21 protein-coding genes are annotated in these 25,268 nt (G+C 55.3%); 7 read left to right on the top strand and 14 right to left on the bottom strand.

The genetic code is table 11. From position 1 onward, the window contains the following. Window positions 1-5 precede the first annotated feature (5 nt). A complete protein-coding gene (gene sppA, locus RIB44_01830; protein ID MEQ8615312.1) occupies window positions 6-1,856 on the bottom strand; it encodes a signal peptide peptidase SppA in 1,851 nt (616 codons plus the stop codon). A gap of 340 nt (window positions 1,857-2,196) precedes the next feature. Between sppA and RIB44_01825 the strand changes: the two genes are divergently transcribed. From RIB44_01825 to RIB44_01815, 3 genes are all read left to right on the top strand, one after another. Next, the gene (locus tag RIB44_01825; protein ID MEQ8615311.1) at window positions 2,197-3,423 is read left to right on the top strand and encodes a hypothetical protein; all 1,227 of its coding nucleotides are present in this window, start codon (window positions 2,197-2,199) and stop codon (window positions 3,421-3,423) included. A 210-nt stretch (window positions 3,424-3,633) separates the two neighbouring features. Further along, window positions 3,634-4,269, top strand: coding sequence for a non-canonical purine NTP pyrophosphatase (locus tag RIB44_01820; GenBank protein MEQ8615310.1), 636 nt, complete (start codon window positions 3,634-3,636; stop codon window positions 4,267-4,269). Window positions 4,270-4,440: 171 nt separating this feature from the next. Then, window positions 4,441-5,757: an amidohydrolase gene (locus tag RIB44_01815; protein ID MEQ8615309.1), complete on the top strand. Its 1,317-nt coding sequence runs from the start codon at window positions 4,441-4,443 to the stop codon at window positions 5,755-5,757. Window positions 5,758-5,828: 71 nt separating this feature from the next. On the opposite strand, the gene RIB44_01810 is transcribed toward RIB44_01815, so the two are convergent. Genes RIB44_01810 through RIB44_01800 form a run of 3 tightly spaced genes read right to left on the bottom strand, consistent with a single transcriptional unit; the run spans window position 5,829 to window position 9,925 of the window. Then, window positions 5,829-7,070 carry an ABC transporter permease subunit gene (locus RIB44_01810; protein ID MEQ8615308.1) on the bottom strand — a complete coding sequence of 414 codons (1,242 nt, stop codon included), beginning with the start codon at window positions 7,068-7,070 and terminating at the stop codon, window positions 5,829-5,831. Between the two features lie 21 nt (window positions 7,071-7,091). Continuing rightward, complete coding sequence (locus tag RIB44_01805; GenBank protein MEQ8615307.1) at window positions 7,092-8,009, bottom strand: ABC transporter permease; 918 nt, start codon at window positions 8,007-8,009, stop codon at window positions 7,092-7,094. After that, window positions 8,009-9,925 (bottom strand): peptide ABC transporter substrate-binding protein, encoded by a 1,917-nt coding sequence (locus RIB44_01800; GenBank protein MEQ8615306.1) that lies wholly within the window; start codon window positions 9,923-9,925, stop codon window positions 8,009-8,011. The genes RIB44_01805 and RIB44_01800 overlap by 1 nt, the downstream gene beginning before the upstream one ends. A gap of 122 nt (window positions 9,926-10,047) precedes the next feature. Here RIB44_01800 and RIB44_01795 point away from each other — a divergent pair, with 122 nt between their 5' ends. Continuing rightward, window positions 10,048-10,542, top strand: coding sequence for an RNA methyltransferase (locus RIB44_01795; protein ID MEQ8615305.1), 495 nt, complete (start codon window positions 10,048-10,050; stop codon window positions 10,540-10,542). A gap of 17 nt (window positions 10,543-10,559) precedes the next feature. Here the strand turns inward: RIB44_01795 and RIB44_01790 are convergent, their stop codons facing one another. Then, complete coding sequence (locus RIB44_01790; GenBank protein MEQ8615304.1) at window positions 10,560-10,922, bottom strand: hypothetical protein; 363 nt, start codon at window positions 10,920-10,922, stop codon at window positions 10,560-10,562. 292 nt (window positions 10,923-11,214) lie between these two features. On the opposite strand from RIB44_01790, the gene RIB44_01785 reads away from it, so the two are divergent. After that, window positions 11,215-11,586, top strand: a complete 372-nt coding sequence (locus RIB44_01785) for a hypothetical protein (protein MEQ8615303.1) — start codon at window positions 11,215-11,217, stop codon at window positions 11,584-11,586. A 97-nt stretch (window positions 11,587-11,683) separates the two neighbouring features. Beyond that, window positions 11,684-12,601, top strand: a complete 918-nt coding sequence (locus tag RIB44_01780; protein MEQ8615302.1) for a rhomboid family intramembrane serine protease — start codon at window positions 11,684-11,686, stop codon at window positions 12,599-12,601. A gap of 55 nt (window positions 12,602-12,656) precedes the next feature. On the opposite strand, the gene asnS is transcribed toward RIB44_01780, so the two are convergent. From asnS to RIB44_01765, 3 genes are all read right to left on the bottom strand, one after another. After that, complete coding sequence (gene asnS, locus RIB44_01775) at window positions 12,657-14,063, bottom strand: asparagine--tRNA ligase (GenBank protein MEQ8615301.1); 1,407 nt, start codon at window positions 14,061-14,063, stop codon at window positions 12,657-12,659. 71 nt (window positions 14,064-14,134) lie between these two features. Beyond that, window positions 14,135-15,877: a divalent metal cation transporter gene (locus RIB44_01770; GenBank protein MEQ8615300.1), complete on the bottom strand. Its 1,743-nt coding sequence runs from the start codon at window positions 15,875-15,877 to the stop codon at window positions 14,135-14,137. A gap of 87 nt (window positions 15,878-15,964) precedes the next feature. After that, a complete protein-coding gene (locus tag RIB44_01765) occupies window positions 15,965-17,014 on the bottom strand; it encodes a thioredoxin-disulfide reductase (GenBank protein ID MEQ8615299.1) in 1,050 nt (349 codons plus the stop codon). A 133-nt stretch (window positions 17,015-17,147) separates the two neighbouring features. On the opposite strand from RIB44_01765, the gene RIB44_01760 reads away from it, so the two are divergent. Then, a complete protein-coding gene (locus tag RIB44_01760; protein ID MEQ8615298.1) occupies window positions 17,148-19,034 on the top strand; it encodes a carbon starvation protein A in 1,887 nt (628 codons plus the stop codon). A gap of 83 nt (window positions 19,035-19,117) precedes the next feature. Here RIB44_01760 and RIB44_01755 read toward each other — a convergent pair whose 3' ends face one another. The 6 genes from RIB44_01755 to bamD form a co-directional block, all read right to left on the bottom strand. Next, window positions 19,118-19,510, bottom strand: a complete 393-nt coding sequence (locus tag RIB44_01755) for a hypothetical protein (protein MEQ8615297.1) — start codon at window positions 19,508-19,510, stop codon at window positions 19,118-19,120. A 360-nt stretch (window positions 19,511-19,870) separates the two neighbouring features. Further along, window positions 19,871-20,905, bottom strand: a complete 1,035-nt coding sequence (fliM, locus tag RIB44_01750) for a flagellar motor switch protein FliM (protein ID MEQ8615296.1) — start codon at window positions 20,903-20,905, stop codon at window positions 19,871-19,873. A 39-nt stretch (window positions 20,906-20,944) separates the two neighbouring features. Continuing rightward, window positions 20,945-22,249, bottom strand: coding sequence for a glutamate-5-semialdehyde dehydrogenase (locus RIB44_01745; GenBank protein ID MEQ8615295.1), 1,305 nt, complete (start codon window positions 22,247-22,249; stop codon window positions 20,945-20,947). 146 nt (window positions 22,250-22,395) lie between these two features. Beyond that, on the bottom strand, window positions 22,396-23,274 hold the full coding sequence (folP, locus tag RIB44_01740; GenBank protein MEQ8615294.1) for a dihydropteroate synthase: 879 nt from the start codon (window positions 23,272-23,274) through the stop codon (window positions 22,396-22,398). An 18-nt stretch (window positions 23,275-23,292) separates the two neighbouring features. Further along, window positions 23,293-23,829, bottom strand: a complete 537-nt coding sequence (lptE, locus tag RIB44_01735) for an LPS assembly lipoprotein LptE (protein ID MEQ8615293.1) — start codon at window positions 23,827-23,829, stop codon at window positions 23,293-23,295. After that, window positions 23,807-25,186, bottom strand: coding sequence for an outer membrane protein assembly factor BamD (gene bamD, locus RIB44_01730; GenBank protein MEQ8615292.1), 1,380 nt, complete (start codon window positions 25,184-25,186; stop codon window positions 23,807-23,809). The genes lptE and bamD overlap by 23 nt, the downstream gene beginning before the upstream one ends. Window positions 25,187-25,268: the final 82 nt, after the last annotated feature.

Below are 25,268 nucleotides of genomic sequence, written 5' to 3'. Positions count from 1 at the left end.
CAATTCTATTCAATCTCAATCGTATACGGCATCATTGCCGCAACGGGCTCACGGAAAACCCGCTGAAGCTGGAAGGCTTGACGTAAGCGGCTGGTGAGTCCGCCGGTTTTGCCAAGTAGCCGATCAATGAGCTGCAACTCAAGACTCGCTTCGCGTGGTGCATCCGTGTCGACGCCAAAGATTGCATCGAACGGATTTTCTGGCTTCGGAAGGACTTTCATTTGAACGTCGTCATCCGCGCTAATGCCAGCCAGCTTCTTCGCTTCTTGGACGGCATCTTTGAGCGTGCCGAGTTCATCAACTAAGCCAATCTTCTTGGCAACACGACCTGTGTAGACTTGGCCCTTGGCGAGCTTCTCGAGGGCATCGACTTCCATGCCACGTCCTTCCGCGGCTTTGGTTGTGAACTGCTCGTAAGTTCGCTTCATCATCGATTCAACGGCGTCGCGTTCGCTTTCGGTGAACTTCTCGGTCGACGAGAAAATGCCGCTGTTTTCGCCGCGGCTGATCGATTCGGTATCCATTCCGATCTTGTCGTAGAGTCCCCCCATGGCGATCTTGCCACCGACAACGCCAATGGAACCAGTCACGGTGCCCGGTTCAGCAAAAATCTTGTCGGCACCCATCGAAATGTAATAGCCACCGCTGGCAGCGACATCGCCCATGCTTGCGACAACTGGCTTGTCGGTCGCTTGAGTCGCACGCCAAATGAGGTCGCTCGCCAAAGCGGAACCGCCAGGGCTGTTCACTCGCAGGACGATTGCCTTCACGTTGTCATCGGCAGCCGCATCGTTAATGGCTTTGACGATTGTCGTCGAACCCATGGTCTGTCCGCCAAAGGGATCATTTTCGCTTTTGCCGGACATGATCGGTCCGACAGCGTAAACAATGGCGATCTTTGGCCCCGAGGCGCTCTTCTTGGAGTTTCCGCCCATCATGGCTTGGAACAACTTCATCATGCCCATCGGGCCTGAAAAGTCGGTATCGATCTTCTTTTTCGCATAGTTGATCACATAGACCAGCTTGTCCGCTTTGTACTCGTCTTTCAGACGAGCGCGGAACTCATCGGCGTATTCCAAACGATCAATTAGCCCTGCCTCCTTGGCCGCTTCAGCAGTAAGAAGTCCCTGATCGATGGTTTTGCGAGCCGCTTCCACAGTGATGTGACGATCAGCAGCAATGCCAGCGACCATTTGGTCGTACAAGTCGTCGATCATCGCGGTGAGGTTCTCACGGACTGGTTCGCTCAGGCTGTCTCGCATGAGCGATTCCGCGGCACCCTTATATTCGCCAACGTGGATCATGTCCGCTTCGACACCTAGCTTGGCCAGCATGTCTTTATAGAACGCGAACTCGCCACGAATGCCTGTCACCAAAACAACACCTGACGACGGCATGACGATCTCGTCGCAAGCGGCTGCTAGCAGGTACTGGGTTCCCTGGGCCGCCTCAAGGTGGGCATAAACTTTCTTACCACCAGCCTGAGCTCTCTTGATCGCCGCACGTAACTCGTTCAGTTTGCCACGTCCGACGCCGTTGTGGATTTCTAGAATGATGCCATCGATCGAATCGTCTTCGGCGGCCTTCTCGATGCGTGCGATCGTCTTACGAAGATCGACTCCCAGGTCACCAAACAGCGACATCTGCCCGGGAGACTCTGGTAATTCACCTTTGATGGCGATATGAGCCATCCGAACTTTCTTGGGCGGCTTCTCAGTCTTTTTTTCTTCCTGCTTCTTGGTCGAGTCCTTTTGGTTCGATTCCTTCGCCAAAGCCACGTCTGAGGGAATTCCCCCCGTCAGGACTAACGCAGTCATCAGTGCTAGCAACTTGCTTCTTGTCAGAGATTTCATCATTTCTTGCACCCTTTGAGGAATCGTGAGATGAGGCCGCCACTTTGTTTATAAGACCTCGAGTTTGAAATTTGAGAACCATTCCCGGCATTTTGTAGGCCACGGTCTGGGGAAACCGCGCTCGGTATCAGATTATACCGTGCTAATAGATCGTTTGTTCGCGGCTAGGCACTCGATCTTGTGGAAAAATTCGGCGATTTCACACAGCAATTCGCCCTTATCATGTCCTTAGATCAGTCTGGTAAGGCCGACCGCAGTTTGCTAGTTTTCTCGCCAAACTACTGGGTATCCCACGCCTGTCTTGATGGCTGGCGGCTAGCAACAATCACGGTACGAATTCGCCATGACTGCTCTCGCTCGTAAGGTCGCACTTCGAAAAAACCTTTCCCTCGTATTGACTCTAGGTCTCTTCGCAGGGTTTCTCGGTGCCAACACGGTTTGCCAGGCAGCGCCGCTTTGGAAGAAGTTGATGCCTCAGAAAAAAGTGCCCGCTGAGCAAGGCGTCGACTATTCGCTCGAGCAACAGAACGGCCCCTGGCTGATCCTAGCATGCTCTTTCTCAGGAGTAGAAGGCGAAAGACAGGCTCGCGATCTGGTCTTCGAGCTCCGCAGAGACTTCAACCTGCCCGCCTACTATTACGGGATGACATTCGAGCAGAAAGACGATCCGGGTCGTGGGCTGGATCATTACGGTGCACCAATTCGCCGTCGCTACAACCGAGGCGATTCCGTCATTGAACATGCAGTGCTTGTTGGTGAGTTCTCAGGCATCGACGACCCAGAAGCCCAAGAACTGCTCTCGCGCATCAAGACCATGCGTCCTGAAACCCTAACCGGCGAAAGCATCCAGTCGCATCAGAGCTTGGCTGGATTCCGTGAGAAGGTCTCCAACTACTTAAGCCAGCAAAATGAAAAGCCCGTTAGTAAGGGCCCGATGGGCCATGCTTTCCTGACTCGCAATCTCCTTCTTCCCAAGGAGTACTTCGTCCCGCAGGGGATTGATGAAAGCATTGCGAAGTGGAACCAAGGCGTGAAACACTCGCTGCTCGACTGCCCTGGGAAGTTCAGTATTAAGGTGGCCACCTTCCGTGGCCGGTCGTCGCTCGAAAAGCCCGTGGATGTGAAATCTACGAAGACACGTCGCGCCAAAAAGGACGATCCACTGGTCACCGGTGCGGAGAAAGCACAACGACTGACACACGCCCTCCGGAGCCGTGGTTGGGAAGCCTACGAGTTTCATGACAAGTACGAGAGCTATGTGACAGTAGGTTCCTTTGACAAAATGCACCAGTTTCCAGACGGAAGAATTGCACCCGCGACGCCCGACGCGCAGAAAGTCGTCGACACTTTCGGAGCCGCCAAGCCACACAACTTCTTCAACCGTCCGGCGAAGGAAGACCTGCTAAACGAACAACGCGTGAAGGCACAATTCGCTCGTCAGTTTACTGAGGGTCAGGTCGCAAACGGTTTCCACCCCAAACGATTCGTGGGATTACCGTTCGACATCCAGCCGACTCCAATCGTTGTCCCTCAGCGTGCCGCCATTAGTGCGGCGTATGCTCGTCGCTAGTCGACGGTAGCCCTATCGCTCCGCGATAGGAATTGCAGAAGCTCAGCAGCCGCACCCATACGAAGTCAATACCACAGCCTTCTTGGTGTTGCCGCGATTCCTGTCGCGGAGCGACAGGGCTACTTTGCTTGCCGAGGCTTCGCTGAGCCGGGCTTCGTGGTATGATGCTAGAATCTTTCAGCATCATTTCCACTTCGCAATAAGTCAGCAATGTCTTCGTTCCCACTAACGATTGGCACGACCAACGTCAAAAAGGGCCGCGAGCTCGTCGAACTGCTCGGCCCACACGGTTTTGAAATCCGCACTTTGGCCGACTACGAGACAGTTCACGAAGTCGTGGAAGACGGCGATAGCTTTGCTGCAAACGCGCAGAAAAAAGCAATCGAGCAAGCCCAACATCTGAACTGTTGGGTACTGGCAGACGACAGCGGCTTGGAAGTCGACGCTTTAGAAGGACGTCCAGGAATCTATTCCGCCCGTTACGCCGGTCCCGAAGCAACCGACGAAGAGAACAACGCTCATTTGATTGAAGAACTCGGCCAGTTGCCGCTCGTGAAACGAACCGGCCGCTACTACTGCCATGTAGCCATAGCCAACCCCGCAGGCCAGATCGTTGCGGAGACGTGGGGCCAATGTCGCGGACGAATCCGCACGAAGCCCTCAGGAACAAACGGCTTCGGCTACGATCCGCTCTTCGAAGTCTTGGAGATGCACCGGACCTTTGGAGAGTTGGGACCAAACTTCAAACGAATGATCAGCCACCGAGCACGTGCCATGCGGGCAATCGTTCCCGAGTTGCTGCGGATCAAGAATCAGGAATCGAATCTAGCTATTCAACGCGGTTGATGTTGACCGCCCAACGAAAAAGGCCGCCTCGCAAGCGGGATGATGTTGCGAGGGCGGCCAAATGAACTAGAGCGAGCTTCTATGAATGCACGAAGTCTACTGCCGAACTGCGGCGTTGCAAAGCCTTTTGTCAACATTTTGGCGAAATCTCATTCGTTGAATTTCTATCGAATGGCGCAACTGCTTGTGGCATTGGTCATTGCAACTGCTCCAACCCTACAGGCAACCGGGGCGTCGCCGGAAGAATGGCTCGCAGAAGAAGCCGCCGAACTTACCCAGCTTTACAAATCGCTCCACCAGTTGCCAGAACTTTCTTTGATGGAAGAGCAAACTGCCAAGCGAATGGTTGAAGAGTTGAACACGCTGGGCTTTAAAACAACAGCCAAAGTCGGCGGGCACGGTGTCGTGGGTGTTTTGAAAAACGGCAAAGGCCCAACGCTAATGCTCCGTGCTGATATGGACGCATTGCCGGTGGTCGAAGAGACCGGAGTCTCCTACGCCTCGAAGGTTCGCACGAAAGACCAACGCGGGGCTACCGTTGGTGTGATGCACGCCTGTGGGCACGACATGCATATGACCAATCTTGTCGGGACGCTTCGCTACTTGTCCAGTCACAGGCAAGAGTGGACGGGAACGCTCATGGCGATCTTCCAGCCCGCTGAGGAACGCGGTGCGGGAGCGATGTCGATGCTGGATGATGGTCTGTTCGTTCGCTTCCCCCGACCTGATTACGCCTTGGCTCTGCACGTTGCAGCCGACAAACCGACCGGTACACTGTATTGCAAGACAGGCTACGCGCTGGCGAACGTCGATAGCGTTGATATCACGGTCAAAGGACGCGGCGGTCACGGAGCCTATCCGCATACGACCATCGATCCGGTCGTGATTGCTGCTCGTTTGGTCCTTGATCTCCAAACCATCGTCAGTCGCGAGGTGAAGCCGATCGAACCGGCGGTCATCACGGTGGGTTCTATCAAAGGAGGCACAAAACACAACGTCATCAGCGATCAATGTAAGTTGGAACTAACCGTTCGCAGTTACGCTCCTGCGACCCGAAAACAGTTAATCGAGGCGATCAAGCGTAAGACCCTCGCCGCAGCTCAGAGCGCGGACGCACCCGATCCGGAGATTGAGGTGAGCGAAGGCACGCCCTCACTGTGGAACGACCCTGATCTCGGCGAACGCGTGCTGCCAGCGATTGCCAAAGCAATCGGCGCCGACAATGTTCGCGAGGCTGAGCCCTCTATGGGCGGCGAGGACTTCGGTCGCTACGGACGCGCTGGTGTGCCAATCTTGATGATGAGCATTGGCTCAGTCACGCAGGAACGGCTCGACAAGTTCAAAGAGGATGGAACGCCGCCACCTTCGCTTCATTCGGCCAAGTACTATCCCGATCCCGAACCGACGATCCGCACGGGGGTCAAAGCTTTGGTCGCTGGGAGCTTGGAGTTGCTAGGTCGCGAAGAGGATATTCAACCAGGAAGTTAGCCGCCGACCTTGGTCGGCGCTGGGACGACCGTTAAGCCACGCGTCGAGCAAGCCCGACGGCTAACGCTCGATTACTCCTTCCGCAACTTTGGATCGAGCGCGTCCCGGAGGCTATCCCCAAGGACATTAAGCGCCAACAGCGTGCTTCCCAGTGCAAGACTCGGGAACAGAATCAGCCACCAGTAGATCTTCACTGGCGAAATGACTTTGATTCCTTCGTTAGCCAGCAGTCCCCAGGAAACATTGGGCGGTTGCACTCCTAAACCCAGGAAGGAAAGAAACGCCTCGAAGAGCATGACCTTCGGGATTGTCAGCGTCAGATAGACCAGCACGACGCTAAAGACATTGGGCAGTAGGTGCCGGAAGATGATTCGGGTATGCCCCGCCCCCAATGAGCGTGCGGCTTCGACAAACGCTTCGTTCTTCAAGCTGATCACTTGCCCCCGCACCACGCGAGACATGGTCAACCAGTAGATCGCTCCCACCACCACAAAGAAGACCGTAATTCTGCCGATTCCCCAGTAGGCAAGCTCACGTGCGATGCTCTCCTCTCCCAAGATCGTGAGAATAAAAATTACCACGAAGATGAACGGCACCGAGTAGAGAACATCGACAAAACGCATCATCGCATCATCCACCCAGCCGCCAAAATACCCAGCGACTGCGCCATAGGTCACGCCAATGACTAACGAGACAAAAGTAGCAACTAATCCAACGACCAATGAAACACGCGCCCCCCAGAAAACCCGTGAGAGAACATCTCGCCCCAACTCGTCGCGGCCGCAATTGGAGTTCAAACTTCTCTCACCAAAAAGTTGATAACGGACCCGGACCAACCAACGACTGAGTGGATTCAGCGGCGCAAAGCCTTGTTTACGATAGGGCTCCTGGATGACATCCTCAATCTCGGCATGTTTCTGACGTGCTTTCTGGTAGGCCTCTTCGTACTTCTGCTCCGCAGCCTCGTACTCAGCCGAATCGACGGAGACACGCTCGAAATCTACCTCGGCTTGCTGAACAGCAGTTTCTAGTTTGACGAGTTCGTTTTCGAGTCGCTCTACCTCCGTGGGGGTTTCGTTAATCGCTTCAGTGTCGAGCTTAAAGTCATCAAGCCAAACTGGAGTCGCTATCGGCTCTTCGTATTGAAGGGCCATGTTGACCGCATCGGGAGGCTGCAATGGCAATAGTGGAGTAATTGCCGCGAGTACGCAAATCAGCACCAGCCACCCCAACGAAAGCATTGCCGCCCGACTGCGACGGAGCTTACGCCACGCATCCTTTCCCAGCGAGTTTCCGGCTGATTGCGATTCCATAGATGCTTCGCTTCTCCGAAATCAGCTCGCTGTTTGAATGCGTGGGTTCAAATAAGCGTAAGATAAATCGACCAGCCAGTTCATCGTGTAAAGGAGCACCGTGTAGAGCATCACCATACCCATGGCAAGCGTGAAGTCTCGCTGCAGAGCGGCCTCGACAAAGTGAGTCCCCAACCCAGGAATGGCAAAGACCCGTTCAATCACTAAGGACCCGGTCAGAATACCTGCGATCGCAGGGCCCAAGTACGACACCACCGGAAGTAATGCGCTTCGCAAGGCATGCACCAGAATAACACGCAAGGGCGGCGTGCCTTTAGCGTGGGCGGTCCGAATGTAGTCTTGGGATAACACATCCAACATACTGGTGCGGGCAATCCGCGAGACGGAAGCCGCGTAAGGTAAGCCAAGACAGAAGGCTGGCAACAGCATGTGGCGCCAGCTACCCCACCCTGCCGCCGGAAATAGTGGAAACGCGAACACAAACAGAATGATGCAAACTCCCGCGATCACAAAGTTTGGCAGCGCAATCCCTGCCGTGGCAACGAGCATCATACTCGTGTCGATGCTCGTCCCTCGATAAACGGCCGACGCAATTCCTGCAGTCAAACCTAATAGCAAGGCGAACCCCAGGGCTAAGCTCCCTAAGCTTAATGAAATAGGCAGACCTTGCCGTATCACCTCAGCCACTGAGAAGTCGGCCATGCGGTAACTATGCCCCAGGTCGCCGCGAGCATAGTTGCCCAGCTCAATCAAGTACTGCTGCCAGAGCGGCTTATCGAGGTTGTACCGCTTCTTGATGATCCGCTCGATCTCAGGATCGAGATTGCGTTCACTAGAAAGCGGCCCACCAGGGACGGCTCTCATGAGAAAGAACGAGATCGTGAACACAACCCACAATGTGAGAAAGAGCCAGAGCAACCGGCGGAAAGACATTGCCATCATGGCCGCTCCTCCACGGTTATGCCTATAAACTCGTTGGGGCTAACTGATTTTCCAGTCTCGTACCGCTGTTTCAACTCCTCGTCAATCCAGATAGCCGACAGCGGATGGACATCTTGCAAGTTATTGTAGAACCCCCGCACATAAGGTTTCACCATGTTCTTCGAGACGTAGAAATAGATGGGCAGGATGGGCAATTCTTCCATTAACAGTTGCTCAGCCTGCTCGAACAACTTCATCCGACTGCTGGGGTCTGTCTCTCGACTCGCTTCGGCAATCAAACGATCATACTCTTCATTACCCCATCCCGTGTTGTTTTGCTCTCCGCCAGTGACGAACATATCAAGGAACGTGTTGGGGTCTGTGTAGTCCCCGATCCAGGCCCGTCGTGCCACGTTGTACCGTGAGTTTTGGACGCTCGACTGATAGCTTGCCCACTCTTCATTACGGGTTGAAAGGTTGATGCCCAGCTCGCGTTGCCACTGCTTGCGAATTAGTTCTGCAATTGATTGATGGGCTTCGTCCGTGTTGTAGAGGATGTCCAACGGAGGGAATCCTCGGCCTTCCGGAAAACCTGCTTCAGCGAGCAACTTCTTTGCTAGCTCAACATTCTTGGCCTGCGTTTCCTGCGCCGTGTATCCGTCGATGCCGGGGGGAACGAGGCTTAATGCAGGGACCTCCCCCGCCGCTAGTAGCTTTGAAGTGATTTGTTCCCGATCGAGTGCCAGCGATAACGCTCGGCGAACTCGCAAATCATCAAGCGGCTTCCGATTCGTGTTGAGCATGTAGTAATACACACCCAAGAAAGGGGAGGGATTCAGGTCGTTGCGAGGCGGGTCTTCCTGCAACATGACCTTCAACGACGGGGTCGGTACGGTGATGATCCAATCAACCTCGCCTGTCAGGTAGAGATTCACCGCAGTGGTTCGTGCTTCGACTGGCAGAGCATCGACGATCCCAAGCTGGACATTCTCACGATCCCAATAATGCTCGTTCCTTACGAGACGCAGTCGGTCGCGAATACGACGGAATCCGATCGTGTAAGCCCCGTTGCAAACCAGATTCTCGGGTTTGGTCCAATCGGGGGTACCATACTTTTCAACGCACTCCTTCTTCACCGGAGAAAAGGGATAGTAGCCGACGAGCTTCAAGAAATAAGCCGTGGGAGCTTCTAACGTGATGCGCAGAGTGCGAGAGTCAACTTCTTTGACGCCCACCTCATTGAAATCGAGCAAGACTTGTCGACACCATTGGCTATTCGCAGGAGGTTCCGTGCGACTTGCTTCAATGTCGTCAATCGGCACATAGCGAGTCTGCTGGCCGTCGTGTTCGACAACAAGGGCTTTTTCGTCGTCTCCTAGATCTTCAATCTCAACGAGCTTGCCTCGTAGGACTTCTCCTCTTAACGAATTCACGGCGTTGACCGGCAGATTCAGTTCGACCTCGACAGGGTCGCCTATGCGAAGCCCGCTTCCTGCCACGCTATAGCGACGTGCATTCTTGATGCACCAGGCGAGGTAGGCATACTCAGCGATACTCCTCGGACCGAGTAAGCGTCGGAGCGAGTAAACCATGTCCCCTGCAGTGACAACCGAACCGTCCGACCACCGGGCATCGTCGCGAAGATGGAAAGTGTAGACGAGCCCGTCCTCGGAAACGTCCCAACGCTCGGCAACCCCTGGAATGGGTGCGAGTGTCGCTGGGTCCCAACGAGTCAGCCCTTCGAAGAGGGAACGGACAATGTTCCCCTCAGGCGATCCGTTCACTTTGGCCGGATCGATACCCTTCACCTCGGAATTATTGACGAACGTAAAGTCGGCAGGCGGAAGCTCCTCGCCGCGGAAAGCCCAGCCCAGCCCGAAAACGACCGCCACAGCAATCAACAGCGGAATCAGCGGAAACCGGGATCGGGGCATGGCGTTCGGGAGACTCGCTCGATCAAATACATCCTTGTGAGAAGAACCTAGCTTAACCTTTTACCAGGGTTTCCTCCAACCGCTACCTACCACGTTTCTTGCCGATCTCCGTTGAAGCCGAAATGTTTGAGCACCAACGCCACAAGCCGCCCCGGACTTTAGAACAACCGCGAGAGTTAATCGTGGTCTGTGCCCCATTACGGAGCAATGTGAACCTTTCGCGCATCGTCCGAGCCGCCAGTTGCTGCGGGCTGACAAGAATCATCACTACCGGGAACACAAAACTCGACAAGAAAATCGCTCGAGATGGCGCAGATGAAATCGAGATTGAAAGCCGCCGTACTTTACCGCCGGTCCTGCGTTCGCTGCGAGAAGAGAGTTACCGTCTTGTGGGGCTTGAGCAGACGACTGACTCTTCAGACATCCATCACTACTCGTTCGAGCGTCGCACCGCCTTGGTTATCGGGAACGAACGGACCGGGCTGACCGAAGACGCCTTGGAACTGCTGGACGACGTCGTCGAGATCCCCGTCTGGGGGTTGCCGTTCAGCTATAACGCAGCGACCGCCACGGCGATGGCGCTCTATGAGTACTGTCGGCAGTGGCCTAACGGCTAAGCCGCAAGCGGGCGGGCTCAGCGGGTGAGGAGTGAAATGATTTCGATAGCCGCCAGTGTTGACTCGGGACGTGAACCTTCGGTGTCTTGAATCTTGCGCGAAGTTTCAACCGCGTAGCGCAGATACTGCTCGCGCGATGGTTCGATCTCTTGCCAAGGCAAAGCCTTGACGATCTGAGGCCAGAGTTGGCGAGCCTCTTCGATCGAAGGCTCGTCGCCGCGAATAGCTGCGAAGACGACGTCGTCGAGATACTCAAGCATCGCCTTTACCGATTGGTCTTTGACACCTAGAACGACCGATGGCTGACGATTTCGTTCATCGTAAGGTTGTTCAGAGTCATTCGTAGCGTGCGAAGAGTGTTCGAAGCGACGAGGAGGCATAGCATCAATCTACTTTTGAAGAGGTAAAAGAACCAAGGGCATTTTCCAGCACCTTGAGGTCATGATTTTGCCGCGAGTCCACGCACTGGTAGTGCCGGGGCAACTGGCTTACGATGATTCTTTCGGGAGAAGTTCGTTTCGATGAGTCGGCATTGCCCTCAGCACATAAAAAGAGCCGGCGGGTATGCTACAAAAACGTAGCTCACGAATTTGACTCAGGAAGAAATCGGATACCTCAGCCTCTGAGTTGCGGTAAGCATTACCGAGAGGGTCCGTTTGTATCGAATCTTCGGTGAGTACGGAGCAAGAGGTGGCGAAAAAGCAACGCAAACGGCCGCAACCGCAGCCTTTTGATCCCGACGAAACCCGCGGTAGTGTCGCGGTGACCGTCGCTTGGATGGTTTCGCTCACGATGACCCTGGTGAGCGTCCTCTGCACGATGCTGGCGTCGTGGTATCTTTCGGCCCACCCCGACTCGAAGAAGATGCCAATTTTCAAGGAACTGATGCTCTCTGGAGGGGCACTGGTTGGCCTGATCTGCCTCGTGTTGCTGGTGATTGTCTACAAGGTTCGTCGCAATGCCCCGCCGATGGGCCTTGCTGTCTTCGCGGCCTGCGTAGCGATTGCGCCGGTGGTAGCGGTCATCGCTCGATTCTGGCAATAAGTGGCCGCAAAGCGGCGGTTTATAAGCTAAATAAAGGCAGAAGCTCGTCTCTCATTTGAGACAGCTTTCTGTTTTCGACTTTAGCTGGATTCCGCCCGTGCTGATCCCCATCGGCGACAACATCGATAAGAAATCGCTCCCGATCCTCCCGGGCGTGTTGCTGTTTGCTAATCTGGCGGTGTTTATCTTCCAGATGAGGCTCATCTTTGAGAACCCGACTACCATCAAGCCCGCGCTCGACTTCATCGACGCTTGGGGATTGGTTCCTGAAGACTTAGCGGACGGGCGTTTCATCGGCCTGTTCACGCACATGTTCCTCCACGGTGGGTTCTCTCACATCATCGGAAACATGATCGTCCTCTGGGCGTTCTCCTGTTCGCTTGAGAACGGACTGGGAACTGCGACTCTTACGCTGTTTTATGTTCTCTGGGGCTTAGCTGCAGGAATGCTTCACGCGGCAATGGAATGGGGGAGCGATATCCCGCTCGTGGGTGCAAGCGGTGCCATTGCCGGCCTGATGGGCGCGTACACGGTGCTCTATGGTGCGGACGCAAAAATCAAAACCGTCTTCTTTTTCTTCTTCAAGTTCTGGACCGTCAATGTGCCCGCCTTCTTATACGGTGGCGCCTGGTTCTACCTCCAACTTTGGAATTCGACGCTCGATGATGGTGAAGGCGGGGGAGTGGCCTGGTACGCGCATATCGGCGGCTTTGCAGCCGGCGCTGTTACAGCGGTCATCGTCCGAAATCAACTTGATATTCAGTTGGTTAAGGACCGCGACGGCACGCTGACGTTCAAGAACACCGCAGAAGACGAAAAGGAAAAGTTCTTAATCGAAGGCGACCGCTACGAGTTTGCTGAGCACGACGTCGCTGGCGACGGCAGTTCTCTTCCCGACGATTGCCCGTACTGTACTGCGTCGCTCGAAGAGCATCACCGCATTACCCCAGGCGTCGCCCGCTGTGGTAATCCAGAGTGTGGGCGATTTGTGTATGCGGGAGCGGTGCTGGTTTGAGCCAGAGAACGCTGTAAGGAACGCCCTCTGTGGCGTTCCCTACAGAGCTTTCGACTCAGAAGTCCGCATTCCCCGGCGTTCTTGGGAATGGAATCACGTCGCGAATGTTCGCCATGCCGGTGACGAACTGCACCATACGCTCTAGCCCCAGCCCGAAACCTGAATGCGGGACCGTGCCGTAGCGTCGCAGGTCGAGGTACCACCAGTAGTCCTCCGCGTTGAGTGACTGCTCAGCCATGCGAGCCTCAAGCACGTCGAGTCGTTCTTCGCGTTGGCTGCCACCGATAATCTCGCCCACGCGCGGCACCAACACATCCATCGCCCGCACGGTCCGTCGCTCTTCAGACGTGTCGTCGTTCACCCGCATGTAGAACGGTTTGATGCTAGACGGATAATCAAAAAGTATGACGGGGGATTTGAAGTGCTGCTCGGTTAGAAAACGCTCGTGCTCCGCTTGAAGATCGACACCCCACTCGATCTTATACTCGAAATTCTCACCGGAACTCGTGAGCAGATCGATTGCCTCGGTGTAGCTAACTCGCTCAAAGGGCTTCTCTGCGACTGTGGCGAGCGACTCGTGAACGGTCTTGTCGATCCGATCCTGAAAGAACTGCAGGTCCTCTTCGCAATCCTTGCGGACGTCTTCAACGATGCGCTTAAGGAACGCCTCGGCGAGGTCCATGTTGTCGGCTAGCTCATAGAAAGCCATTTCTGGCTCGACCATCCAGAACTCAGCCAGGTGGCGGGAGGTGTTAGAATTCTCAGCGCGAAACGTGGGTCCAAACGTGTAGATCTTCCCCAAGGCCGTCGCATAGATTTCCCCTTCAAGCTGCCCCGAAACAGTCAGGTAGCTTGGCCGATCAAAGAAATCCTGCGTGTAGTCGATGGTCCCATCCTCAGCCACCGGTGGCTTAGCCGGATCGATCGTCGACACGCGAAACATCTCCCCCGCCCCTTCACAATCACTGGCAGTAATGATGGGGGTGTGCGTGTAGAGAAAATCTCGCTCCTGAAAAAACTCGTGGATCGAATGACAGATCCGATTCCTCACCCGCATCACCGCGCCGAACGTGTTCGTCCGCGGCCGTAGATGTGCCCACTCTCGCAGCTTCTCAAACGAGTGACGCTTCTTCTGGAGCGGAAACTCTTGCGGATCGGCCCAGCCGTGGACGATCAGTTCTTTGGCAAGCAACTCCGTGGCCTGCCCTTTACCGCCAGACTCTTTCACTTCGCCGTGGACAGTGACGCTGCAACCGGCAGTGAGCTGCTTGATCTCTGACTCGTAATTCGTCAAATCTCCATCGGCAATAACCTGGATGTTCGCAAGACAGCTTCCATCGTTGAGCTCAAGAAAACTGAACCCACCTTTGGAGTCCCGACGGGTGCGAATCCAACCTTGCAAGGTCGCTTGTTGGCCAATGGACTCGGCTTGTCGGGCTTGCTTGACGGAGAGTTTGTTCATGAGAGCTTCTACCCGTGGGCTTACGCCTCACGGCTCATTTTGCAAGAGCCGTCAAGCGTAAGCTGTCGGGTTTAAGGTGCCTTCGATTGCTTTGCTTTCGTCACAAACCCAATTGCCACAGCGATGAGATAACCCACCAGCAACGCTAGGACGAGCTTACCTGCAAGCTCAGTCTTCGGTGAGCTATGATCAGTAATCTTGTCATAAACGGCTGTGGCTGCCGCGACGATTGCGCCCAGCACGGAAACGCCCATCAAGAGATTCCAGACCAATCGCCACCCACCTTGCGGTCGATCGTCACCGAGAACCTCTTTGTTGTTCATCAACATAAAGAACGTTACGTAGGCAATCGGCAGCAAAATCATTCCGAAGCTCGACACGAGAATTGCCAGCCAAAGCTTGGAAGGGCCTTCCCAAACGAGCGGCCATGCGGCCCCGGCAAGGCCTGCGACCAAACAGCCGATTAACATCACCGAACCGCTTCGGGGCTGATTGAGTGCTTCGCAGAAAACGAAGCCGTTGATCATCATCAGAATGATGATGGTTGAGAATCCCATTCCAAAGATTCCTAGCCCAAAAACAAGGTTCGCATTGTCTTCTCCCAGCAGAGGCGCGAGTGCCTTGCTGAGTTTGAACGCGTTGCGTTTATCGAATGAAGCGGCAATCCGCTTCTCAGCCTCGGGCAAAGCGGCGATTCGCTCCAACACTTCTTGCTGCTCCGATTCTTCCAAGTCTTCAAGCTTCTTGCCGGCGAATTCGGGTTCGACTCGGGCGATCAAGTTGCCTTGAGCCTGCTTGAGAACTTCGCTGGTTTGGACAACCGCCGGATCGTCGGAGAGCAACTCCTTATCGGCTTTCGCGTGAAAGGCGTGAGCGGAAGCAATCACCACACAGCCGGTAACCACGACGTAGGGTATCGCCATGCCGGTTGAGAGATCGAAACGGGCCAGGCCGCGGAAATTCTTACCCCACCCCCGCTGTAGCATGGAATAAGGCAACAGGAACGTCATGTTGATCCCCACCGCGGTAGCAGCCGCCCCGATCATCACAGCCCGTTGCTCGCGAGCCAAGCGTGTTCGCCAAAACTCTTGGGATTTCTCAGGCAAGTCGGCCAGAAGCGTTTTCATGTCCCCCGTCGCATCTTGCCACTGGGAGAAGTCGGGCACGAAGCCCGAGAAGATCGTCGACCAATCGAGCAGGTCTTCGCGACCCAAGTAAATCACAACCCCAAAGAAACACAGGACGATGGCCCCGATCAATGCTTTCAGGAAAATGTCGAAGACTTTGGCGGTCGTGCCCCCTTTGAGATTGAATCCCAAAACAATCGAAGTGACGAGGAGGAGAATGGCTGAGACGATCAACTTTGCGCTCGTCGTCGAACCAACCATACTGGGTGCCAGGTTTTGCTCCAATGCTTCATAGCAAAGACTAAACTGCGGCATGCACCAGAGCATATTCGCCAAGCTCGTGGCGACCAGCCAACCCCAACCAAGGACCGGGTTCACATGTTGGTTAATCAACTGAAACGGCCGCTGCTCCGTCGAAAGCGTGACGTAGCTAATCGCCGAGAGCATAATCACGCCCATCACAATGGCCACGAGCTGCAGCCACAACATGCTGGTTCCGCCCAAGACGCCTAGGAACAGCGCCCCGGAAAGAGAACCACCGCCGAGGGTAATCGCGCTTTGCAACCAACCTGGGCCTGAAAGTCGAGTGTAGGTTCCCAGCTTACCGAAGAAGCCTTTTTGCTGGACCTCGATCAGCATTTGGCGATCGCGTTCGACGGTTGGGCTCGTGGGGGAATCTTGTGACATTCGCAAACCGCCTGATCGTGATGAGAAGTGAACGCGGTGCGAGCACCGCAGCGAAATGAAAAGTGAGAATCTGTCGAGCAGAACGACTTACGAAATCCCTTGGGCCCCCAACCAACGCTCGGCATCGAGCGCCGCCATGCAGCCTGTCCCGGCTGCGGTTACTGCCTGGCGGTAGTAGTCGTCAGCCACGTCACCGGCGGCAAAAACGCCTTCGACGCTTGTATTCGTGCGGAAGGGAACGGTCCACTTGAGGTAATGTTTATCGTTCATCTCCAACTTGCCTTCGAGAAACCGCGTGTTCGGCGTGTGACCGATGGCAAGGAACATACCGGAAGCTTCCAGTTCGCGTGTCGAATCATCGACGGTCGACTTCACCCGGACTCCGGTGACGCCATCGTCGTCGGTGCCGAGGACCTCGTCCACTTCGCTATTCCAAACGAGCTCGATCTTTTCGTTCTCCAACACGCGATCAGCCATGACTTTGGAGGCCCGCAGTTCATCGCGACGATGCACCTGATAAACCTTGCTGGCGAACTTTGCGAGATAGTCCGCTTCCTCACAAGCCGAGTCACCTCCACCAACGACGACCAGTGGGTTGTTGCGGAACCGGGGAAGCGCCCCATCACAAACGGCACAAGCGCTGATGCCTCGATTTTTATAGGCATCTTCGGATGGGAGCCCTAGGTAATTCGCACGAGCACCCGTGGCGATGATTACCGCGTGGGCTTCGACTTCTTTCCCGCCAGAAGACTTCAACTTGAAAGGCCGGTTCTCGAAATCAACTTCGACGATGTCTTCCGTTTCGATGCGGGTGCCAAAGTTCGCCGCTTGCTGACGCATCAGGTGCATTAGCTCGGGGCCGCTGGCTCCTTCTTTTTGGTGCATGTCGGCAAGATAGTGATGCTGCTCATCGAGCGAGCTCTTCAAGTACGAGCTTAAATCACCAGCAGGGAAGCCGGGATAATTCTCGACTTCCGTGGTCAGCGCCAGTTGCCCCAAAGGCAGCGTGCCATCCTGGCGATTCTCCTCCGTGACGGCTCCTTCAAACACTAGCGGTTTTAAGCTTGCTCGCGCGGCATAGATGGCCGCACACCAACCGGCGGGACCGCTACCAATGATGACGACATGTTCGGGCACTTCTGAAGTTCCTCGCTGCTAGGCTTCTCAGCTTGATATTTGGTGGCGAATCTAAGCGGGAATTATAGAGCGGCAGCCTGCAAGCGTAAACGAGGTATTACCGCGAGGTGTCTGACCGATTATTATTAAGCCCATGTTCACTCTCCTCGTCGCAGTTGGCTCCTTCGCTGGCTTCTTGCTGGCCTATCACACGTACGGTCGTTGGCTGGCTCGGAAACTCTTCGCACTCGATCCCGACGCAGAAGCTCCTAGCGTTCAGCTCAACGATGATGTCGATTTCGTCCCGACAAAAAAGCAGGTCGTCTTCGGCCATCATTTTACGAGCATCGCCGGAACCGGCCCCATTGTCGGACCAGCGATTGCCGTCTTCTGGGGCTGGCTGCCGGCCCTGCTGTGGGTGCTGATTGGTTCGATTTTCATCGGTGCAGTGCACGACTTTGGGGCGTTGGTCGTCAGCCTTCGCAATCGTGGGCAAACCGTTGGCGAAATCGCCGGTCGCATCATTTCTCCTAGGGCGAAAATCCTGTTCCTCACGGTCCTATTTCTGGCGTTGACGATCGTGCTAGCCATCTTTGGACTGGTGATCGCTTCGATCTTCAAGCTCTACCCGGAATCGGTCTTGAGCGTTTGGATCGCGATGCCACTTGCCGTCGCGATTGGTTACTGGCATCGTCGCGGTGGCGGGCTACTGTTGCCGTCGCTGATTGCGTTGGTGATTCTGTACGCAGCCGTCTACTGGGGAGCGTATCGTTTGCCGCTGACTCTCCCCTCGGAGTGGCCGTCGCAGCTCGCAGGGTTGACCGGATTGGATGTGAGTAGGTTCAACCCGGTGGTACTGTGGACAGCGCTACTAATGGTCTACTGCTTTATCGCATCAGTCCTTCCTGTCTGGGTGCTGCTGCAACCGCGCGATTATATCAACAGTCACCAACTTTTCGTTGCACTCGCGTTACTTGTGGGAGGTCTCGCCGTGGCGGCACTCACGGGGCAGGCGGACCTTCGAGAGAGCACGCCGGCAATCGCGGAAGAAATCCCTGCAGATGCCCCCCCGATTTTTCCCTTTTTGTTTGTGACGATCGCTTGCGGAGCAGTCAGCGGCTTTCATTGCCTAGTTAGTTCCGGCACCACAAGCAAGCAAGTCGCCTGCGAACCCGACGCCCAGTACGTCGCTGTCGGCGGGATGCTGCTCGAAGGTGCCCTTGCCGTACTAGTAATTCTCGCCTGTTGTGCGGGACTTGGTATGGGAGTGACTAGCGGCGACGCACAACTCACCGGGCGAGCCGCCTGGGAGAGTAAGTACCAAGCGAAAATCACCGAGGTAGTCACAGCTGACGGCACGAAGAAAACTATCGGAGGCTGGGCAAATCATCGTCTTCCCCAGAAAGTCGGAGCCTTTGTCGAAGGTGGTGCGAACTTCTTAGCTGCATTAGGGATCCCACTGAAGTTCTCACTGGCAGTGATTGCCGTATTGGTGGCATGTTTCGCAGCCACCACGCTCGATACAGCCACGCGCCTACAACGTTACGTGATTCAAGAGCTTGGCAGTTCGCTTCAGATCAAACCGCTAACCAACATGTACGTCGCGACCTTCACAGCCGTCGCTTGCGGGTTGGCTGTTGCCATGATCAAGGGCCCGATTGGACCGGGTTCAGGCGGAATGATTCTCTGGCCGCTGTTTGGCGCGACGAACCAACTTCTTGCAGGACTTGCGATGTTGGTCACTGCGTTCTATCTCTGGCGGCGCGGCAAGCCGGTGGCGTTTATTGCAATTCCTATGGTGCTCATGTTCACCATGCCTGCTTGGGCGATGCTCTGGAACATGTTCAACGGAGACACTGGCTGGTGGCAGCGTGGCAATTATCTGCTGGTGGGTTTCGGGACCGCCATCTTGGGACTTCAAGCGTGGATGCTCGCTGAAGCATGGGTCGCGTGGCCTAAAGCGAAAGATGTTCTCGAAGAAGCTCTGCCTCCGTTGCCCACAAGGTCAGGCACGCAGATGGCCGGCGGCAGAAGTTGCTGAATCCAATACAAGCACGAAGCGCAAGCGAGTGAATCGTATTCCGACATATTCACTCGCTTGCGCTTCGTGCTTGTATTTGTGGGCTACAAACTGTCGAGGAACACTCCACACTTCGGGCACTTGGCGAACCACATGGGGACCGACTCCCCGCAAGAACAATTAATGTTATGCCGCACGGCCGAAGATCCGACGAGGCTACCGCTTAATCCACTTCCGGCACTCGAACCGCCACTGCCAGACATCTTCGGCATGTCGTCGAAAATCGAAGAATCACCTAACGATCCCTCGTGAGAATTCGCAACTCGCTCGGCAGAAGCGGCACGGCTGATGCGTTCTTCGAGGCTCTCCGCTTCCTCAAGCGTCGGGACACGGACAAAAACCTGGCCTTTGCAGTAGGGGCACAGCCCCTTTTTGCCAGCGTACTTATCCTTCACCTTGAACTTGTGCCCGTGGGGGCACTTGATCGCAATTCCCATCGATACGGCTCCTCAACAATCGGAACTGAGTCGCTGGAGCCCTGGCGTCTCATCGGCTAGAAGATACGAGGAACTATCCTCTGGACCGACTTCCGCACAGGCACCTCAGCGGGTGCGAACCCATCGTGTCTCGGTAAGCATTGCCCTAGCGAACGAGCACCAGAACAGATGCGATTGCGCTCTTACTCAATCCGATCTCGACGGAAAAAGAAAAGTCGACCGTCGAGGAGCGACTCGCCCCAACAAGGTAATCTCAGGCGAGCTGCTTTCTTTTATTGTTAAGCAGTCACGAGCAGATGTCAAATTTTGTCGACAACTGCTGGCAAACTTGCGAGGTGCGAAGCTGATAAATTTCACGGGCTAGGTAGTTTCTGCCGCAGGCTGAGCTTGCGTGGGTTTCACCTGAACGTGTTCTGGTTGAAACTCCGAAACGACCTGAATCGCCTTGCGACCCTTGAGTTGGCCGGGAGATGCGTGGAACTTCGGCGCTCCTTCAACAGAAACAAGTAGCGGCTCGTTGACATCTTTTTCGCTAGCAACGATGTCGCCAACTTGTAGCCCGAGCAGATCAGCCGTCGTAATCTTGGTTCTGGCCATCTCTACGACTACCTCGACGGGAGCTTCAGCCAAGTGGTCGCTAATCTGCTGCATCGACTCAGCCGTGGGTGGGCGTCGGCTGTAGCTGACCCAGCTATTCGAGGAGAGCTTGCTACTGATCCGCTCAATCGAATTGAAAGGGATACATAAATTGATCATCCCCCGTGTACTGCCAACGGTTAGTTCGAAGCTCACGAGTACGATCACTTCGTTCGCGGGGATGATCTGCACGAGCTGCGGATTGCTCTCAACGCGATCCACGCTCAAGTTGAGTTCAAGAACATTCTCCCAAGCGTTCTGCATTTCACGCAGGAAGAGATTCGTAATCTTCGAGACAAGGCGCAACTCGATTTCGGTAAGCGGTCGCCTGGCAGGCGGTGGGGAATTCGCACTGCCACCCAGCATGCGATCGATAATCGGAAAGAGAATCGAAGGGTTCAGGTCGAGAATGAGTTGCCCTTCAAGCGGCTCGGCATTGACCAGATTAAAGCAGGTTGGATTCTCAAGACTGAAAACGAATTCACTATAGGTGAGCTGGTCGACGCTCGTGAGTTTCACCTCAACAATCGTCCGTAACAGTGCCGAGAGTGAGGCTCCAAAATTACGCCCGAAGCCCTCGTGCATTGTCTGGAGGGCACGCATCTGCTCTTTGCCGACGCGTTCAGGACGCTTGAAGTCGTAGACGGTCACTTTCTGGCGTCGTGGTGCCGGAGTTCCCGATTCGTCGGATTCGCCGGGCGCATCGCCTCCCCCGAGCAGGCTATCCATCTCTTCCTGGCTTAGGGTATCGTCGGACATCCACGCACTCCTTTGCGTTTCATCAGCGGCAGGTTGGGGCTAACTCCTCACCTGACCTGATCCATTGACAACATACTTGTAGCTGGTGAGTTCATCGACTCCGCAGGGGCCGCGGGCATGAAACTTATCGGTGCTAATTCCTATTTCCGCCCCCAATCCGAACTCGCCACCGTCGTTGAAACGAGTACTAGCGTTCACCACGACTGCCGCACTATCAACCTCGTTGGCGAACTTCGTGGCAACCTTCAAATCTTCCGTCACCACCGCATCCGTGTGGTGCGATCCGTAACGATTGATATGTTCGATCGCTTCTCTCGCAGAAGCCACCACCTTGAGCGAAATGATGGGGCCAAGAAACTCAGCACCGTAGTCTTCGTCCGAGGCAGCAACAGCACGGCTGATGAGTTCGCAACTGCGCTCATCGCCACGGATTTCAACATCTTCATCCGCCAACGACTTGTCGATCTTCGGCAGAAATTCACTAGCGACATCGGCGTGGACAAGTAGCGATTCGGCTGCGTTACAGACTCCCATGCGCTGGCACTTCGAGTTCACGACAATCTGCTCGGCCATCTCCAAATCGGCGGTAGCATCCACATAGACGTGGCAATTGCCGTCGTAGTGCTTGATGACTGGCATTGTTGCCTCTGCCGCCACCCGCCGGATGAGACCTTCACCACCGCGAGGGATGGCGACGTCAATTAGTTCTGAAAGACCTAGAAAATGACCAACAGCGGCACGATCCGTTGTGGAAACCAACTGCACAGCATCAGCAGGAAAACCGACTTCGCGGGCTGCCTTTTGCAGGAGCACCACAATCGCTCGACTAGATTGCATCGCTTCTTTGCCACCACGAAGGATCACTGCGTTACCAGCTTTAGCGCAGATCGCCGCTGCATCCGCTGTGACGTTCGGTCGCGATTCGTAAATGAAGAACACGACACCCAGCGGTACGCGTGTCTTGTCGATACGCAAGCCATTCGGGCGGACAGTCGAACTAATCACCTCGCCGATTGGCTCAGGCAACTGTGCGATCTGCTCGAGAGCAACGGCTATCGACTCGATTCGCTCTGGGGTGAGTCGCAACCGATCAATTTGTGCTTTGGTAAGGCCGAACTCTGGCGCTGCATTCAGATCAATCGCGTTGGCGGCCGCCAGGGGTTCCAAGTTGGTTCGCAGGAGCTCCGCGGAACGCTTCAGCCAAGTATTCTTCACTTCGCCGGGAAGCTGAGCTAATGCTCGAGAGGCGGCTTTGGCTCTTTGCGCAACTTCTTCGCAGTAGGTAGCCAGATCGGTGGTTGCAATCTCCGGAGTATCGATGGTTCTCTCAGTTGCTAGCGACATGGATTTCAGCGAGGTCGATCAGAGGGGCATGACATAGGGCGGCTCACGGAGCCGTCGGAAATAGGCAAAATAGCCCACTAAGTATCGTTCGAACAGCAGCTTGCGTCAACGTCGCTTAGCTGTCAGAGAGGGCTGCTAGCGACGCCTCATTCTGGCAGATTTCCGCTTTCACAGGCATGGTGAGCTAGCAGAGTTTCGCGGACAACACGAACATCATGGACTCGAATCACCTGTACCCCCTGACGTGCCAAAGCGATGGCTGATCCGGCGGTCGCAGAGGCCCGATCGGTCTCTGAGTCTCCTATGACCTTGGCCAAGAACCCTTTCCGCGAGTGCCCCACGAGCAACGGACACCCCAGCCTGTGAAACGCCTCGCACCTGGCCATCAGCGTGAGGTTGTGTTGGTGCGTCTTTCCGAACCCAATTCCTGGGTCGAGACAGATTCGCTCTCGCTTGAGCCCCGCGGCAAGCAGCGCATCACGCCGCTGTGCGAGATACGCTCCGATCTCTTCGACAATGTCATCGTAACGAGGATCGTCCTGCATCGTCTGCGGCGTGCCTTGCATGTGCATGGCACAAACCCCGGCGTTGGATTCAACAGCAACGGAGACCATCTCTGGGTCTCCTTCCAGGCCGGTGACGTCGTTAATGATCTCCGCCCCGCGTGCTATCGCCTCCCGAGCGACGGTTGCTTTGCTAGTATCAATCGAAATCGGAACTTTGGTTTCCTTCGCAAGTTGTTCAATTACAGGCAGAACTCGATTTAACTCTTCCTGCAACTCTACTTGGGTCGAGTAGGGTCGCGTACTTTCTCCCCCGATGTCGAGAATGTCAGCTCCCTCGGCTACGAGCTTGAGCCCCTGGTTCACTGCTGACTCGACGCCCAGAAATCGGCCGCCGTCAGAGAAGCTGTCTGGAGTTACGTTCACGATCCCCATCAATAGGGGCAGTTCGCCGAATGTGAGGCTGCGCGTACGCAGTTGCCAAACAGTTGCTCGATGAGCATCTTTGCCAGTCAGGTCCATCCCCTGAGCCTAGCACGGTTACCAGGGTTCTTCCATCGTCGAAACGATACGCTCCGCCAGTCGCTGGATTGAAAGCTGCTGTGCGGAGGCCACTGATTGGCCTACTTCGGGAATGAGCGTTCCCGTCTGATTGACTGGCAACATTTCCGGGGGGAGCGGCACGGTTGCGACGGGCTGGATGGGAATACGCCGGCGGTTCAACCAGGTGACCTGCACTGCCATGTTGATCTCGATCGAACGCGGATCATCATTCTGATTCTCGATGGTTACCCGCTTCCGGTCGCCCACCAGGCGCACCGAGAGAACGCTATCCGCATCGGGCGAACCAACTACCTTGAAAGGAGTTTTCGACTCGATCTCTTTGATCACCGCCTCGGTCAGTCGCTCACCCAAGTCTCGCCGAAAGCTGTCCGACTCGATGATCGGCACATAAACCGTTGCGATGTCAGGAGCATACAGCGACTGAGCCCCCACACGGTACGAAGCACAGCCCGTGGAGAGGCTACTACCAAGCAGGACCAACAGCACGAATTTACCGCTGAATCGTACCAGCATCGGACTGCTCCTCGTTGGTGGTCCGAGTGGCCATCTGAATCTGCGAGTCGTCTTGCAACTTCGGCTGCTCTTCAAGCAACGGTATCTGTGCAATCGAAGTCCGCTCCGCATTTTGGGGAAGCAACTCCATGATCGAGTGGAGCGGCTCTTTTGGAACGTCGGGCTTATCCTTCAACTCAGCCAAGCGCTCGATCGATTTTTCTGCCGCCTCCGTTCGAGGATGGTCTCGGGCGATTTGCTGGTAGTAGAACTTAGCCGCTCCGTACTCTTTCTTTCCCTCGTGGTACTGAGCCAGATCGTAATCGCGTACGGCCATCAATTGCCGTAGGCGAGCCTCACGCTCTCGTAATCTGCCACGCTGCTCTTCGTCAAGCTGTCCGCCGAACTGACGTCGGAGTTGCTTGGCGAGCTTTTCCGCTTCCTGCAATGGCCGACCGCCATAGTCGGAACCCTGGTAGCGGCGCAGCTTACATTCCAAGCCAAGCAGGTGAGCTTCGTATTGATGCTCGCTCCGCGGAAACTCTTTTCGGATCAAATCGTAATGGTAATCCGCATCGACATAGCGGCCCCTGAGGAAGTACGAATTGGCTGTCGCCATGACGGCATCGTCCGCTAGCGGCCCAGTCGGATCGTTCAGGCGAATGTTCTCGTAGTTCTTGATCGCTCGCCCGAGAGTGTCGAACAGTGGGCGTCGCTTATCGAACAAGTTCGGCGTCGTCACCCAGTTAGGATCGTAGTTGTGGTGTGCCTCCCAATAGCGGGCCAGGTCGAACTGGCGGCGGATCACTTTGTCTAAGTGAGGAGAGTTGGGATGGTCCTGGATGAGCTGCTCGTAGGCATCGTTCGCCTTCGGGTAACTCTCTGCAAAGAAATAGCTTTCTGCCAGTTGGAACTTCGCATCCTGCTGGAGCTGCGATCCGGGAGCCCGGGCAATCGTTTCCTTGAAATGCTTGGCCGCCTCGTTGTACTTTTCCTCACGGAATAGTTGCTCACCTTGAGCATAAGAGGTGCGGGCAATCCGTTCGTCCGGGCCCATGCCGACTTGGGTTTTCAAGTCTTGAAATGTGTCGCTGAGTTTCACATCTGCGAGCAGGCCACCCTCTTTCGGTTTCACCTGCTTGGCGACGCGCGTCCGAATGGGTCGTCCTTCCTGATCGTAGAAGCCTTCCGTACCTGCAACGCGATATCCTTCGCCAGGAACGAATTCCGCTTTTTTCTTGTTCTTCTTCCACCATTCGGCAGTGCCCGGAGGCGCTCCCTCGCCCGCGAACGTGGGAAGGCTTGGCGTTGGCACACCCAACGAAGCGCAGCCTGGAGCGACAACGATTGCGAGAAGAATTGCTGTAATTCGCGGCATAGCGGTAGAAAATCGGAGGAACGACGCATGACGCTCGGGGAGAGTCTGCGCACAAAGTGGAACCTAAGTCGCGAGACTGTAG

The sequence above is a fragment of the Lacipirellulaceae bacterium genome, from assembly GCA_040218535.1.
Taxonomy (GTDB): domain Bacteria; phylum Planctomycetota; class Planctomycetia; order Pirellulales; family Lacipirellulaceae; genus Adhaeretor.
The sequence above is the reverse complement of the archived record's forward strand: the minus strand, read 5'-3'. Positions and strand labels throughout refer to the sequence as shown.

Excerpts from the sequence above, each read along its gene's own strand:
- RIB44_01745 (MEQ8615295.1), bottom strand. The coding sequence starts at position 22,249 with ATGTCGCTAGCAACTGAGAGAACCATCGATACTCCGGAGATTGCAACC.
- RIB44_01815 (MEQ8615309.1), top strand. The coding sequence starts at position 4,441 with ATGGCGCAACTGCTTGTGGCATTGGTCATTGCAACTGCTCCAACCCTA.
- sppA (MEQ8615312.1), bottom strand. The coding sequence starts at position 1,856 with ATGATGAAATCTCTGACAAGAAGCAAGTTGCTAGCACTGATGACTGCG.
- asnS (MEQ8615301.1), bottom strand. The coding sequence starts at position 14,063 with ATGAACAAACTCTCCGTCAAGCAAGCCCGACAAGCCGAGTCCATTGGC.
- RIB44_01810 (MEQ8615308.1), bottom strand. The coding sequence starts at position 7,070 with ATGGAATCGCAATCAGCCGGAAACTCGCTGGGAAAGGATGCGTGGCGT.
- RIB44_01800 (MEQ8615306.1), bottom strand. The coding sequence starts at position 9,925 with ATGCCCCGATCCCGGTTTCCGCTGATTCCGCTGTTGATTGCTGTGGCG.
- RIB44_01770 (MEQ8615300.1), bottom strand. The coding sequence starts at position 15,877 with ATGTCACAAGATTCCCCCACGAGCCCAACCGTCGAACGCGATCGCCAA.
- bamD (MEQ8615292.1), bottom strand. The coding sequence starts at position 25,186 with ATGCCGCGAATTACAGCAATTCTTCTCGCAATCGTTGTCGCTCCAGGC.
- lptE (MEQ8615293.1), bottom strand. The coding sequence starts at position 23,829 with ATGCTGGTACGATTCAGCGGTAAATTCGTGCTGTTGGTCCTGCTTGGT.
- RIB44_01825 (MEQ8615311.1), top strand. The coding sequence starts at position 2,197 with ATGACTGCTCTCGCTCGTAAGGTCGCACTTCGAAAAAACCTTTCCCTC.
- RIB44_01820 (MEQ8615310.1), top strand. The coding sequence starts at position 3,634 with ATGTCTTCGTTCCCACTAACGATTGGCACGACCAACGTCAAAAAGGGC.
- fliM (MEQ8615296.1), bottom strand. The coding sequence starts at position 20,905 with ATGTCCGACGATACCCTAAGCCAGGAAGAGATGGATAGCCTGCTCGGG.
- RIB44_01790 (MEQ8615304.1), bottom strand. The coding sequence starts at position 10,922 with ATGCCTCCTCGTCGCTTCGAACACTCTTCGCACGCTACGAATGACTCT.
- folP (MEQ8615294.1), bottom strand. The coding sequence starts at position 23,274 with ATGGACCTGACTGGCAAAGATGCTCATCGAGCAACTGTTTGGCAACTG.
- RIB44_01795 (MEQ8615305.1), top strand. The coding sequence starts at position 10,048 with ATGTTTGAGCACCAACGCCACAAGCCGCCCCGGACTTTAGAACAACCG.
- RIB44_01755 (MEQ8615297.1), bottom strand. The coding sequence starts at position 19,510 with ATGGGAATTGCGATCAAGTGCCCCCACGGGCACAAGTTCAAGGTGAAG.
- RIB44_01805 (MEQ8615307.1), bottom strand. The coding sequence starts at position 8,009 with ATGGCAATGTCTTTCCGCCGGTTGCTCTGGCTCTTTCTCACATTGTGG.
- RIB44_01760 (MEQ8615298.1), top strand. The coding sequence starts at position 17,148 with ATGTTCACTCTCCTCGTCGCAGTTGGCTCCTTCGCTGGCTTCTTGCTG.